Origin of the sequence: Micromonospora sp. NPDC047730 (assembly GCF_043204765.1) — a bacterium.
Classification (GTDB): domain Bacteria; phylum Actinomycetota; class Actinomycetes; order Mycobacteriales; family Micromonosporaceae; genus Micromonospora.
In genome coordinates, this window is record NZ_JBIDCU010000001.1 from 804,215 (window position 1) to 817,152 (window position 12,938).

Here is a 12,938-nt window from a genome sequence, read left to right on the forward strand (position 1 = left end):
ACCGACGGTGACCGGGGAGGGTGGCGTTGGGCGAGAGCGTGGACCGGGACGCCAATCGCGCGCTGCGGGCGCGGTTCGACGAGGTGTACGGGGACTACCGGCGACTTCGGTCCGGTTTGGACGAGCTGCAGGCCCGGCTCGCCGGGCTGCGGGTGACGGAGCGCTCCGACGACGGGCAGGTGACCGCCACCGTCGGGGCCCGGGGCGACCTGATCTCGGTGGAGCTGCACCCCTCCGTATACAACGACCGGGACGCGAAGGCGTTGAGCCGGAAGATCACCACCACGATCCACCGGGCCGGCACGACCGCCGCCTCCGCCACCCAGGAACTGGTGGCCGGCTACCTGCCCGCCAGCTCCGGAGCGGTCGACTTCCTGCGTACGGGTGACTTCGGGTCGTTGCTGGGCCGGGCGGACTCGGCCCTGCGCCGGGGCGAGTGATGGACGGGCAGCTCTGGCTCGACCCGCAGCGTGCCCGGCGCGGCGGCACGGACCTCTCGCTCGCCGGCGAGGCCGTCGGCGCACGGCGCCGCGAGGTCGGCGGGGCCGTCGCGGCGGCGAGCGCATCCCGGCCGTGGGGCAGGGACGACATCGGCGCGGCCTTCGAGCAGAAGTACCGGGGCTTCGAAGAGCTGGTGCTGCGCGTGTGGGAGGGCGTGGGGCGGCACCTGGAGGGCCTCGGCGCCGACGTGGTCCGGTCCGTCGACGCCAACCTCCGCACGGACGCGTCGAGCGCCGGCCGGCTCGACCGCGCCAGCGACCGGCACCAGCAGCGCTGATCCGCGGAGGAGACCCGGATGAGTCTGTTGCCGAGCCCCATCCCGCACCCGCTCGACTACTCGCCCTGGGACCTGCCGGGCTGGGTCTACGAGGCTCTCGACTGGGTGATCGGCGTCGAGTGGCCGGAGGGGAACGAGCGGGCGGTCTGGGAGCTGGCCGACCAGTGGTACGCGGTGGCCGCGGCGCTGGCCGGGCCGCACGCCGACGCCGTCGCGGCCGCCGCTGAGGTGCGCGGCGGGTACGGCGGCGTCGGGGCGGTCGCCGCCGCCTTCGACACCGCCTGGCGCCGGGTCGCCGAGGGCGACGAGGCACCGCTGCCCGTGCTGCTCGCCGTCAGCACCGAGCTGGGCCGGCTGGTGGAGGAGTGCGGCTGCGACATCGAGGGCGCCAAGCTCGAGGTCTGGATCGAGCTGGGCATCCTGGTGATCGAGCTGCTGTCGCTGGCGGTCGCCACCGTGCTCACCGCCGGCGCGGCCTCGCCCGCCGCCGGGGCGGCGATCACCGCCACCCGGCTGATCGTGCAGCAGATCTTCAAGCGGCTGATGGCGCAACTGGCCCGCAAGTCCCTCAAGCAGGGGCTCAAGGAAGCCGGCGAGCGGGCGGCGAAGGAGGTCACCAAGGGCGGCGTGCGGGGCCTCGCTCGGCGTGCGGCGCTGGGTGGGGTGTCCGAGGCGGCCGAGGAGAGCGGCATCAACCTCGCCACGCAGGCGTACCAGAACTCGACCGGCCGACGGCACGGGCTGGACATGACGGAGCTGGGCACGACGGCGGTCGGCGGCCTGGCCGGCGGAACGGTGGCGCCCCTGGCCGGCCTCGGCCGCCACGCCACCGGGCGGGGCGCCCGCATCGGGGAGCACCTGGGCCGCGAGATGACCGGCGAGGTGATGGCCGAGCAGGCCGCGAGCCTCGCCACCGGCCAGGGACTTACTTCCGTGGAGGATGCGGCCCGGGCGGCCGTGTCCGGTGCCCGTGGCTCCGCCACCGCCCAGGCCGACGCCGCGCTGCAGGCCCGGCTCGACGGCCAGATGAGCGCCCTGGCCGGCATGTCGCTGACCGCGATGGACAGCGGGACTGCGGCACAGACCTCAAGCGCCACGGCAGGCCCGGCGGCAAACCTGGATGTGCCCCGGCACCCGCTGGCGACGCCGGAGGCGGCGGCAACCCGACCCGGCCCACCCGTCGACGTCGCCCCGCCGGCCGCGGAACTCACGTCGGCACCCGAAACGCGCGCGACACCCGGGCCGGGTTCGTTCGAGCCCGGAGTGCGGCTTCCCGAGCAGGGCGCGGCTTCCTCCGGGCTGCCGGCTGCGCCTGCGGAGACCGTTTCCGCCACTCCCGTGGTCGCGCCGGCAGCCGAGGCGACGCTCGCGGAAGCGCGGAACGGTCCCCAGCTCACGCCGGGGACCGAGGCCACCGGGCCCGCGCTGTCCCCGACGTCACGTGTCGACGCGTCGGCTGCCCCACTCGATCTGACGCTCTCCTCGGTCATGCCCGAAGCACCGCCGGCGCCCGCGGTGCCGCTGTCGGCGGGACCCGGCAACGTCGCCGAACAGGCAGCGGGCGCCGGGGTGACCGCGCAGCATCCGAGTGCCACGACAACCGCTCCGTCGGTGGTCGGAGGGACCACGCCGAACAATCCCGGGGTCGCCTCCCCTCTTGGCGGCATCCCGGCGCAGAGCTACCCGGTCGCTGCCACCACGCAGACGGCGGTCGGTGAGGTCACGGCTAGGAGCGGTCAGGCAGCGCAGACCGCGCCCATCCTTGTCCCGCCGTCGCCGCCCCAGGCCCCAGAGGACGGACCTGCGACCCGGGCGCATGACGGGGTGGCGCATCCGCCAGGAGCCGCAGAACAAGCCCCGCGTCCACGTACCGCCGAGTGGTACGCCGCCAGGTGGGCCGCGGATCGGGATGCTTTCGAACGACGCCGCTACCGGGGGCACTTCCAGTTCCAGCGGACGAACCACGAGGAGAATCGCCGCCGGGACAGCGCGGCCCGGCTACGTCAGGCCGCGGACCGCAGCTATGACGAAGCCCGGTGGCTCGTCAGCGAGGGCCGTCGGCTGGCGCAGGCCGGGCACCGTGCCACCTCCGAGCGCTTCTTCCAGGAGAGCCGGGAACGGGAGCGCTGGTGTCACCAGCAGCGGGATCTGGCCGAAGCGGTCCTCGCCGGGACGGTCGCCCCGGTCGTCGTCGCCGTCACCGACACGGACTTCCGCGGGATCAACGACGATGTCGGCGACCTGGCACTCGGTGCCGTGGAGACCACGGACCGCTCGGCGCTGACGAGGGACGACCACCCGCCGCCGATCGACCGGTCGCGGAACTACGGCCAGCCCGGCGGTCTGCGTCCGCCGCTGGCGCTGCACCAGACCGACATCGAGCGGCAGGTGCCCCGCGAGCCCGACGGGAGCGTCAAGCGGACCGCCGATCCCCGACACGGCGGCTGGTTCGGCTTGGTGAACGACGGCGGGCCGCGAGCCGACCCGACCCGCGCCATCAACTGCATCGACTGCACACTCTCGCTGTTCGAAACCTGGATGCACGGCCGGCCCCGGGTGGCCGCGCCCCGCACCTTCGACGCCTACCTGGCCGGTGACGTCACGCGCCCCATCGACGGTGAATTGGGCGGCATGGGGCGGATCGAGGACGTGACCGGGGGGCGTTTCCAGCGCCTCTGCCAGCCGACGGAGGACGTTCAGGGTGCCGAGCGGCGGAGGGCCGTCGACACCGGCTACGACAACCTCCATTACCAGCTCCGCATCGGCGGCCACGGCAGCTTCGCCTTCGTCGTCAACAGCTGGGAGCAGGGCGGCTCCCACATCTGGGTCGCCCTCAACCAGCACGGCACGGTGCTCTACCTCGACCCGCAGACCGGAGCCGTGTCGGACGCGCCGCTGTACCGGCACCAGGGCACCCCGCACCCGTACAACGCTGTCGACACCGAGGTGCTGGTGCTGGGCCCGGACGCCCGACCGATGCCGCTCGGCGGGCTGCGGCGCGGACGGTTCAGCGAGCGTCCGGACCTGCCGGACCACCCGCCCGCCGAGACCGACCAGGGGTACGGCGAGCCGTACCTCAACCGCATGCACCTGCTCGACGACCCCGGGTCGGCCGCCCCGTCTGATGGGCTGCCATCAGCCCGGCCCGAACAGCCGGGACCGGCACTCGATCGAGGCGACGCCCCGCCGGAAGAGCTGCGGGCCGGACGGGAACGCGCACAGGCGGAACGGGTGGTGAACGGCAAACCCGTGAGCGCCGTCCTGGCCGACGAGCCGGACCTGGAGCGGGCGTTCGCCGCCGGTGTGACCCCGGTCGAGGTGGCCGCCGGGCTCGATGCGCCGAACCTCCGGCGACTCGTACCGCACCTGGACGAGCCGGCGGCGCGGGACGTGGCGCGGCTGTTCGTGGAGCCACGCGTGCAGCGAATGCTGGACGACACGTGGCGGACGCCGCCGAAGGACGAGCCGATGTTCGCCGAGACCCTTGTCCGGCAGTTGGCGGAACGGCCTGACCTGGCACGGATGATCCTCGGCACGCCCGACCTACTGAATTTGCTGGTAGCTCGGCCGCTGACATTGCTTAATCTGACTAGCCAGCAGCAGGCTGTCGATGTCCTCGGTGATGTTTTGACAGAGATCGACCAGCGCGGGGTGGAAGCGGTCATCGGGGATGGCAGTGTGCCGTCACCAAGACCCGCAGACCTCACCAGTGAACAGCGGTTAGTGAGCGCGCGTGTGGCACGTCGGGGACAGTCGCCCGTGCAGCCGGGCTTCGATGCATCCAGGCGTCACGACGACGAGTACCGAGAGGCTTTCGTGCAGCGGCTGCTCGTTGAGTCGATGGATGCTCAACGGGAGTTGAACCGAATCGCCATCGACCTTGCCAGCGGCCACGGTCAGCCAGGCTGGCGTACAAAGCCGAAAGGTCGGGAACGAGTGGATGACAAGCTTGTCGAGTACGACAACGACGCCTCCCAGTTGAAGGACCTGGCAGCGGCGAAGGTCGAATTCCGGCGGCGCGACGACGTCTACAACGCGTTGGACGCTCTGGATCGAAATCCTGATGTGGTAATAGTCGGCATCAAGGACCGCTTCCTGAAGCCCATGCGGAGTGGATACCGGGACATCCTTGTGAACCTCCGTTTGTCTAGCGGACACGTCGCCGAACTGCGTCTCCACCTCGCCTCGATCGATGAGGTTGCCGAATGGGAACATCCTCTGTACGAGGTGCGACGAAATCTCGAGACGCTCGCCCAAGCGCAGGGCCGACCGTTCACCCCTATGGAGCAGGCCATGCATCACGAGCTGAGCCGCAGGGGACAGGCAGCCTATTGGCGGGCGCTCAGCGATGACAGGAACGAGGCATCACCATGATGGACATACCCGCGGGTCTTATGCTCCCTTCCTTCTACAGCTATTACGAATCACCTGTCAAATTCGTGCGAACGCCCGATGGTGGTGTTGCTGCCTGGCGGTTGTCGAAAGATAATGGGGGCTGGGTCCCGGCGGACCACCTCATACGGAAGATCCTCCTTGTTGGTGGCGATGAGATCGAGGAATTGACGCGCGAGGAGTTCGTTCAACTGACTGAGCATGACCGCGGGTACTACCTTCGTGGCGAAGGCGCTGTCTTTGCGCTATACGAGACGGTGCGGGCCATCCAAGATGTGCTGGCTAGCGAGAGGCGATATCCGACGCCGACGGAAACAGCCCTGATTGCCGGCATCCAACGCAGGACCTTCGTCATGTTCGAGGAGCAGCTCCAACGGTCGGGTGATCCGGCCGCAGACCCCAGCATTGGATCCGAAGAGCAGCAGTAGAGACTCATGTCGAACCTCACGTACTACCTCGTGTATCGGGATGAGAGCCGAGTGGATGCGAGGGGAATCTTTGTATGGACACAGCCACCGGGTCTGCCATCCTCTGGGACCATCGCCTGAGCGAATGGACTTATGATCCGGGCCTGGTCGTGCGGTTCTTGGACGACTACAGGAACCTCGACCGATATGAGAACGTTGAGAGAGCGGCAGTCGAAGGCGTAGCGGGGGCGATCACGGGAGGACGCGTCCTGCCCGACGAGGCCACGATCGCGTTGATGTTTGACGAAGGGCTAAGGGCCCAAGGATCCAGTGGACTCGGGTGAGGTTGTTTTATCGCGGGAGCCCGTCTCTTGTGCACGATGTGGACCCTCCAGTGGCAGCCGAAGTCGCTTGCGGCCCTGCCCGGTGTCGGTCAGTTTCACTCGTATGGCTGAATCCCCTGCTGACCTCGCTGCCCCCGCCGCCGACCGCCCCACGCAGAACTTCGCCTGGTCGAACATGTTCGTCCACCCGGACGACGACCCCCGCTCCGACGGCAACCACTACGAGGAGCGGACGATCCTCGTCGAGTACCTGCGCGACCAGCGGCTCACCCTGGAACTCAAGTGCGCCGACCTGGACGCCGAGGCGCTGGCCCGGCGGGCCGTACCGCCATCGAAGTTGTCGCTGCTCGGCCTGGTCCGCCACCTGGCCGAGGTGGAGCGGGGCTGGTTCCGGCGGACGATGGCCGGTCAGGAGGCGCCGAAGCTCTACTGCTCGGAGGCCGACCCGGACGGCGACTTCGACGGCGCGGTCGGCGACCCGGAGGTGGTGGCCGAGGCGTGGCGCACCTGGCGGGCGGAGGTGGAGTTCGCCGAGCGCTTCGTCGCCGAGTCCGACGACCTGGGGGTCACGGGCGGGCACGGCGGCGGGGAGGTTTCGCTGCGGGAGCTGCTGGTGCACATGATCGAGGAGTACGCCCGGCACAACGGCCACGCCGACCTGCTCCGCGAGCTGATCGACGGCCGCGTCGGCCAGTAGGAGCGTCGCCGTTCACCGTGGACGGGGTGGCTTGTGACGGCCGGAATAGCATGGCGAAATGGCTGAATCAGACACCGACCAGCGGTCCGCTGGGCAGCAGAGCGCCGGCGAGCAGGCCACCGGCCGGTCGTCGTGACGACGGACGGATCGGGAATCGCGCAGGTCGGCATGTCTGAGGTGTCCGGTGCGCCCATTGTGGTGCCGGGCAGCGTGGCGGAGGCGTTGGCCGTGCAGGAGCGGTTGCGGCCGCTGGTGGACCTGGTCGGGCCGGGGCCGGTCGAGCCGGCGACGGTTGCCGGCCTGGACGTCGCGTACGCGGAGAGCGGCGACCGTCTCGCGGCGGCCGTGACGGTGCTGGACGCCCGGACGCTCGCGGTGGTCGACTCGGCGGTCAGCGTGGGCCGGCCCGCCTTCGACTACGTCCCGGGGCTGTTCGCGTTCCGCGAGCTGCCCGCGTTGCTCGACGCGCTCGACCGGCTGACCGTGCGGCCGGAGGTGCTGGTCTGCGACGGGCACGGGCTGGCCCACCCGCGCCGGTTCGGGCTGGCCTGCCACCTGGGCGTGGTGACCGGCCTGCCGGCGATCGGGGTGGGAAAGACGCCGCTGCTCGGCGAGTGGGCCCCGCCGGCCGGCGAGCGCGGCGCGTGGGCGCCGCTGCGCGACGGGGACGAGGTCGTGGGCCGGGTGCTGCGTACCCGGGACGGCGTGAAGCCGGTCTTCGTCAGCGTCGGCCACCGGATGAGCCTCGACAACGCGACGGCCCGGGTGCTCGCGTTGACGCCGCGCTACCGGCTGCCCGAAACCACCCGCACCGCCGACCGGCTCTGTCGCGACGCGCTGGCGGCGGCCGAAGCGGGCTGACGCCCGCACCCGCCCGCCCGAGACGCCCGCAAGCACCCGCCCGAGACGTCCACAGGCACCCGCCGGCCCGGGGACGTCCGCAGGCACCCCGCCCGAGACCCCCAGTCGCCCGGCCCGCCAGGACAACGCGCGGAGGGCGCCACCGGGAGTGTCGACGCCGAGAGGCCGGCCCGCCCCGCTGATGGAGGTCAGGTGCAGGGACCGGATGGCAGGTGCAGCGACGCGACCACCGGGGTAATACGGCGCACATCCGGCGCGCTCTATGACCCGGCCCCACCCGGCGGCGGTAGTAGCCTACCGGCGGACCCCCGTCGGGGGAGGAACGGCGAGGTGATCATGGCGGTACGTCGGCACGCGGCGCGGCTTGCGACGGTCTGTGCGTTGCTGGGTGGCCTGGTGGCGCTCGGCGCGACGCCGGCGCTCGCCGACGGCGACTCGGTCCGGGTGCGGTCGGCCGGCAGCTTCACGGCCGGCGGTTCCGCCGAGGGCGTCTCGATCGAGGTGCGCAAGCGCAGCGACGGCTGCGTGCTGCTGCGTACCACTTTGGGGCTGCGCTTGGGCGGCCTGCGCGCCGACCAGGTCAGGGCGCAGGTCAACGTGGGCGGCCACTGGTTCCCGGTGTCGCTCTCCGGGGGCGGGGGCAGCGTGGCCACGCCGGCCACCTCGCCGGCGAACCCGCGGCTGTGCAAGGGCAAGAGCATCACGGTGCGCTACCGGGTGGCGTTCGTCCAGGGTGCGCCGGGCGGCCGGCTGACGGTCACCGGCGCGGCCAGCAACGCGCTCGGGCAGCTGCTGGGCCGGGGCGCCGAGGCGTCCCGGGTGGTCGGTGGCCGGGCCTCCGCGTCGCCGACGCCCTCGAAGAAGCCGTCGCCCACCCCGAGCGCGGTCGCCTCGCAGGCGGCGACCGCCGAGGAGTCGCCGGCCCTGGCGGCCGTCGCCGGGCAGGGCGCCGGCGCCACCGTCAACGCCGCCGAGGAGGAGTCCGGCGGCGGCTCGGTGGTCATGTTCTTCGGCATCGCCATGGTGGCCGTCGGGGTCCTGCTCATTCTCCTGATCTTCCGCCGCTCCCGGGCGGACAAGGAGCCCGCCGACGACCTGCCGCCCGTCCCGCTGCCCCGCAGCAACCCCGGCGGCACCACCTACCGCTCCGCGCAGGGCCCGGCCGCCGCCCCCGTGCCGCCCGGCCAGGTGTACGGCCAGCAGCCGCCCGTCCCCGGCGTGTACGGGGGCACCCCCGCTCCGCGTCCGGCCGGCGGCGTGTACGGCAGCCGCCCGGCCCCGGAGGCCACCCAGGTGGTGCCCGGCGGGTCCACCCCGCCGCCGGTGTCCGCCCCACCCGGGAACCCGCCGTCGACGCCGCCCGCCCCGGGGCAGTACGGCCGGCCGACGTCGGCTCCGCCCGTCACCGGGCGACCCGGTGACCCGCCCCCGGAGGCCGACGGTGGCGACCACACCAGGTTCATGCCCCGGCTCCCTGGCTGAGCCGGGGCGCCCCGCGCCCCTCCGATACGCTCAGGCCGTTGACGACCTGCGGCGCGAGGAGCGATACCGGTGTCTGATCTGTCCCAGATCGTGAAGGCCTACGACGTCCGTGGGACGGTGCCGGACCAGTGGGACGAGCGGGCCGCCGAGGCCCTCGGCGCGGCCTTCGCGCAGGTGCTGGACGCCTACGGCGAGGGCGGCGACGCGGTGCTCATCGCGCACGACATGCGTGCCACCGGCCCCGGTCTGGCCGCCGCCTTCGCCGCCGGGGTGCGTGCCGAGGGGCGCTCGGTGATCGAGCTGGGGCTCGGCTCGACGGACATGCTCTACTACGCCTCCGGCGCGTTGGGGCTGCCCGGCGCGATGTTCACCGCCAGCCACAACCCGGCGCAGTACAACGGCATCAAGATGTGCCGCTCCGGCGCCCGGCCGATCGGGCAGGACAGCGGGCTGGCCGAGATCCGCCAGCGGGCGCAGGCCCTGCTGGACAAGGACGAGCCCCGCCCGGCCGGCGAGCCGACCGCGCCGGCCGAGCGCCGCGACCTGCTGGCCGGCTACGCGGCGTACCTGCGCGAGCTGGTGGACCTCTCCACCATCCGCCCGCTGAAGGTCGTCGTCGACGCCGGCAACGGCATGGGCGGCTACACCGTCCCGGCCGTGCTCGGCGACGCCGTCCTGCCGGCGCTGCCGCTGGAGATCGTGCCGCTCTACTTCGAGCTGGACGGCACGTTCCCCAACCACGAGGCCAATCCGCTGGACCCGGCCAACCTGGTCGACCTCCAGCGCGCGGTGCTCGAGCACGGCGCCGAGATCGGCCTGGCGTTCGACGGCGACGCCGACCGCTGCTTCGTGGTCGACGAGCGCGGCGAGCCGGTCTCCCCGTCGGCGATCACCGCCCTGGTGGCGGCCCGGGAGCTGGCCAAGCACCCCGGCTCGACGGTGATCCACAACCTGATCACCTCCAGCGCCGTGCCGGAGATCATCCGCGAGCACGGCGGCGAGCCGGTCGTCGCCCGGGTCGGGCACTCCTTCATCAAGGCGGAGATGGCCCGCACCAACGCGATCTTCGGCGGCGAGCACTCCGCCCACTACTACTTCCGGGACTTCTGGTTCGCCGACACCGGCATGCTCGCCGCGTTGCACACCCTGGCCGCCCTGGGCGAGCAGTCGCTGCCGATGTCCGTGCTGGCCGGCGAGTACGAGCGGTACGTCGCCTCCGGCGAGATCAACTCGACCGTGGCCGACCAGGCCGCCAAGGTGGCCGAGGTGCGGGCCGCGTACCCGCAGGCCGAGGCCGACGAGCTGGACGGGCTCACGCTGCGCTTCCCGGACGGCGCGTGGTTCAACCTCCGCGCCTCCAACACCGAGCCGTTGCTGCGGCTCAACGTCGAGGCCCCGAGCCGGGAGCGGATGACCTCGCTCCGCGACGAGGTGCTCGACCGGGTTCGCCGATAAGATCGCCTGCGCCGGTCGGCACCGCCGATCGGTGAAACCGCATACGTGGAAGGAGCCGCGCCGTGGCCCTGGACCCGCAGTTGCTGGAAATCCTCGCCTGTCCGGACACGCATCACGCCCCGCTCGACTACGACGCGGAGGCGCAGACGCTGACCTGCACCGAGTGCGGTCGGATCTTCGAGGTCCGCGACGACGTGCCCGTGCTGCTGCTGGACGAGGCGCGCGGCGGCCCCGCGGAGCGGTCGTGATCGAGGGTACGGCCGGGGTCAGCGGCCGCCGCGATCCCGACGAGGCCCTGCTCGACGACCAGGACGCGCTCGCCGAGCACGACCCGGGCGGCATGCTGCGGCACACCGCCTCCGCAGGGGCGCAGGTCCGCGAGTCGGCTGCCCTGGCCGCCGAGGCGAACCTCCAGGTGCTCGCCGACGAGGGTCGGCCCCGCGCGGTCGTCATCGCCGGCATCGGCACCGCCGGCCGTACGGGTGACGTACTGGCCACCGTCGCCGGGCCGCGCTGCCCGGTGCCGGTCATCCCGCACCGCAGCGCCGGCGTGCCCGGCTGGGTGGGGGCCGCCGACGTGGTCATCGCCGTGAGCGCCTCCGGCCGCAGCCCCGAGGCGCTGGGCGCCGCCGAGGCCGCGCACCGGCGGGGCGCCCGGCTGGTCGCCGTCGGCGCGCCCGACTCGCAGTTGCAGTCGGTGGCCGAGCGGGCCCGGGCGCCGTTCATCCCGGTGCCCCGGCGCGCCCCGGCCCGGGCCAGCCTCTGGGCGCTCACCGTGCCGGTCCTGCTCGCCGCCCGTACGCTCGGCCTGGTGAAGGTCAACGAGGCGGACCTGGCGGAGACCGCGGCCCGGCTCGACGCGGACGCCGACCGGTGCCGCCCGACGGCCGAGTCCTTCGTCAACCCGGCGAAGTCGCTCGCCCTGGGCCTGGCCGGCTCGGTGCCGATCGTCTGGGGCTCGTCGCCGCTCGCCACCGTGGCGGCCCGCCGGTTCGGCGACACCCTGTCCGCCAACGCCCGCTACCCGGTGGTCAGCGGGGCGCTCGGCGAGGCCGGGCGGGGGCGGGTCGGGCTGCTCGACGGCGTCTTCGGCGGCCTGGCGGAGGGGGAGCGGGACATCTTCGCCGACCCCGACGACGAGGCGCCGGCCGGCACCCGGCTGCGGCTGGTGCTGCTGCGCGACGGCGGGCTGAACCCCGAGGACGACGCCGACGAGCCGCTCGACGTCGAGGAGCGCCGCGCGGACGCGGTGCAGACCCTCGCCGAGCGGCGCGGTGTGCGCTGTGACGTGGTGACCGCCGAGGGCGGCTCCGCGCTGGAGCGGCTCGCCTCGCTGGTCGCCGTGCCGGACTTCGCCTCGGTCTACCTCGCCCTGGCACACGGACTGGATCCGATGGCCGTTCCGGCCATCACCGAGATGAAGGAGCTGGCGAACCAGTGAGTGATAGCAGGGTGCGGGTCGAGCGGCGTGGCGCGCCGGTGCCCGGCGGCGCCGCGCGACGGAACGGGGCGGTGGCGTGAGCGCCAACGGTGGGACGAAGGCGATCGTCGCCGCGCTGCTGGCCAACGTCGGCATCGCCGTCACCAAGTTCGTCGCGTTCGTGCTGACCGGGTCGTCGTCGATGTTGGCCGAGTCGATCCACTCGGTCGCCGACTCCGGCAACCAGGGGCTGCTGCTGCTCGGTGGCCGGCGGGCCAAGCGGGCGGCCACCCCGCAGCACCCCTTCGGCTACGGCCGCGAGCGCTACATCTACGCGTTCATCGTGTCCATCGTGCTGTTCAGCGTCGGTGGTCTGTTCGCCCTGTACGAGGCGTACCACAAGTGGTCCGACCCGCACCCGATCGACAAGTGGCAGTGGGTGCCGGTCACCGTGCTGGTCGTCGCGATCGTCATGGAGTCGTTCTCCTTCCGCACCGCCATCAAGGAGTCCAACCTCGTCCGGGGCAACCAGTCCTGGGTGAAGTTCGTGCGCCGGGCCAAGGCCCCGGAGCTGCCGGTGGTGCTGCTGGAGGACCTGGGCGCCCTGGTCGGTCTGGTCCTCGCGCTCCTTGGCGTCGGCATGACTCTGGCCACCGGCAACGGCGAGTGGGACGCCGCAGGTACGGCGGCGATCGGCGTGCTGCTGGTGGCCATCGCCATCATCCTGGCCGTCGAGACCAAGAGCCTGCTGCTCGGTGAGGGCGCCGAGGCGCACGACGTCGCCGCCATCGAGAAGGCGGTCACGGACGGCCCGGAGGTGGAGCGGATCATCCACATGAAGACGCTCTACCTGGGCCCCGAGGAGCTGCTGGTCGCCGCGAAGATCGGCGTGCCGGCCTGTGACAACGCCGAGGAGCTGGCCCGTGGCATCAACGTCGTCGAGGCCCGGATCCGGGCCGCCGTGCCGGCCGCCCGGGTGATCTACCTGGAGCCGGACATCTACAGCGCCGCCGCCGAGCGGGCGGGCAGCGGAAGCGCGGCGCACACCGCCGTGCCGGGATCCGAGCCGGGTGAGGCCACCGGGCGGCCCGGGAGCTGACCG

Annotated in this window: 11 protein-coding genes; all 11 read left to right on the forward strand. The window is 72.6% G+C overall.

Annotation, left to right across the window (positions count from 1 at the left end):
* The first annotated feature begins 20 nt into the window (after positions 1-20).
* The 11 genes from ACGF5G_RS03865 to ACGF5G_RS03915 all read left to right on the forward strand — a co-directional run bounded on the left by ACGF5G_RS03865 (position 21) and on the right by ACGF5G_RS03915 (position 12,935).
* On the forward strand, positions 21-440 hold the full coding sequence (locus ACGF5G_RS03865) for a YbaB/EbfC family nucleoid-associated protein (RefSeq protein ID WP_393258756.1): 420 nt from the start codon (positions 21-23) through the stop codon (positions 438-440).
* The gene (locus ACGF5G_RS03870) at positions 440-778 is read left to right on the forward strand and encodes a hypothetical protein (RefSeq protein WP_393258758.1); all 339 of its coding nucleotides are present in this window, start codon (positions 440-442) and stop codon (positions 776-778) included. Before ACGF5G_RS03865 ends, ACGF5G_RS03870 begins: the two co-directional genes overlap by 1 nt.
* Positions 779-952: 174 nt before the next feature.
* On the forward strand, positions 953-5,152 hold the full coding sequence (locus ACGF5G_RS03875; protein ID WP_393258760.1) for a toxin glutamine deamidase domain-containing protein: 4,200 nt from the start codon (positions 953-955) through the stop codon (positions 5,150-5,152).
* Positions 5,149-5,598 carry a hypothetical protein gene (locus ACGF5G_RS03880; protein WP_393258762.1) on the forward strand — a complete coding sequence of 150 codons (450 nt, stop codon included), beginning with the start codon at positions 5,149-5,151 and terminating at the stop codon, positions 5,596-5,598. The genes ACGF5G_RS03875 and ACGF5G_RS03880 overlap by 4 nt, the downstream gene beginning before the upstream one ends.
* 426 nt (positions 5,599-6,024) lie before the next feature.
* A complete protein-coding gene (locus ACGF5G_RS03885) occupies positions 6,025-6,618 on the forward strand; it encodes a DinB family protein (protein ID WP_393258764.1) in 594 nt (197 codons plus the stop codon).
* Between the two features lie 168 nt (positions 6,619-6,786).
* Entirely contained in the window at positions 6,787-7,479 is a 693-nt protein-coding gene (locus ACGF5G_RS03890) for an endonuclease V (protein WP_393258766.1), read from the forward strand.
* 336 nt (positions 7,480-7,815) lie between these two features.
* The gene (locus ACGF5G_RS03895) at positions 7,816-8,961 is read left to right on the forward strand and encodes a hypothetical protein (RefSeq protein ID WP_393259218.1); all 1,146 of its coding nucleotides are present in this window, start codon (positions 7,816-7,818) and stop codon (positions 8,959-8,961) included.
* A gap of 69 nt (positions 8,962-9,030) precedes the next feature.
* Complete coding sequence (locus ACGF5G_RS03900) at positions 9,031-10,416, forward strand: phosphomannomutase/phosphoglucomutase (RefSeq protein WP_393258768.1); 1,386 nt, start codon at positions 9,031-9,033, stop codon at positions 10,414-10,416.
* A gap of 62 nt (positions 10,417-10,478) precedes the next feature.
* The gene (locus tag ACGF5G_RS03905; RefSeq protein WP_350682673.1) at positions 10,479-10,664 is read left to right on the forward strand and encodes a Trm112 family protein; all 186 of its coding nucleotides are present in this window, start codon (positions 10,479-10,481) and stop codon (positions 10,662-10,664) included.
* Entirely contained in the window at positions 10,661-11,857 is a 1,197-nt protein-coding gene (locus ACGF5G_RS03910; protein WP_350703202.1) for an SIS domain-containing protein, read from the forward strand. Before ACGF5G_RS03905 ends, ACGF5G_RS03910 begins: the two co-directional genes overlap by 4 nt.
* Before the next feature lie 76 nt (positions 11,858-11,933).
* A complete protein-coding gene (locus tag ACGF5G_RS03915; protein ID WP_393258770.1) occupies positions 11,934-12,935 on the forward strand; it encodes a cation diffusion facilitator family transporter in 1,002 nt (333 codons plus the stop codon).
* Positions 12,936-12,938: the final 3 nt, after the last annotated feature.

Coding starts and splice junctions, on each gene's coding strand:
- ACGF5G_RS03870 (WP_393258758.1), top strand. CDS start 440: ATGGACGGGCAGCTCTGGCTCGACCCGCAGCGTGCCCGGCGCGGCGGC.
- ACGF5G_RS03880 (WP_393258762.1), top strand. CDS start 5,149: ATGATGGACATACCCGCGGGTCTTATGCTCCCTTCCTTCTACAGCTAT.
- ACGF5G_RS03885 (WP_393258764.1), top strand. CDS start 6,025: ATGGCTGAATCCCCTGCTGACCTCGCTGCCCCCGCCGCCGACCGCCCC.
- ACGF5G_RS03890 (WP_393258766.1), top strand. CDS start 6,787: ATGTCTGAGGTGTCCGGTGCGCCCATTGTGGTGCCGGGCAGCGTGGCG.
- ACGF5G_RS03895 (WP_393259218.1), top strand. CDS start 7,816: ATGGCGGTACGTCGGCACGCGGCGCGGCTTGCGACGGTCTGTGCGTTG.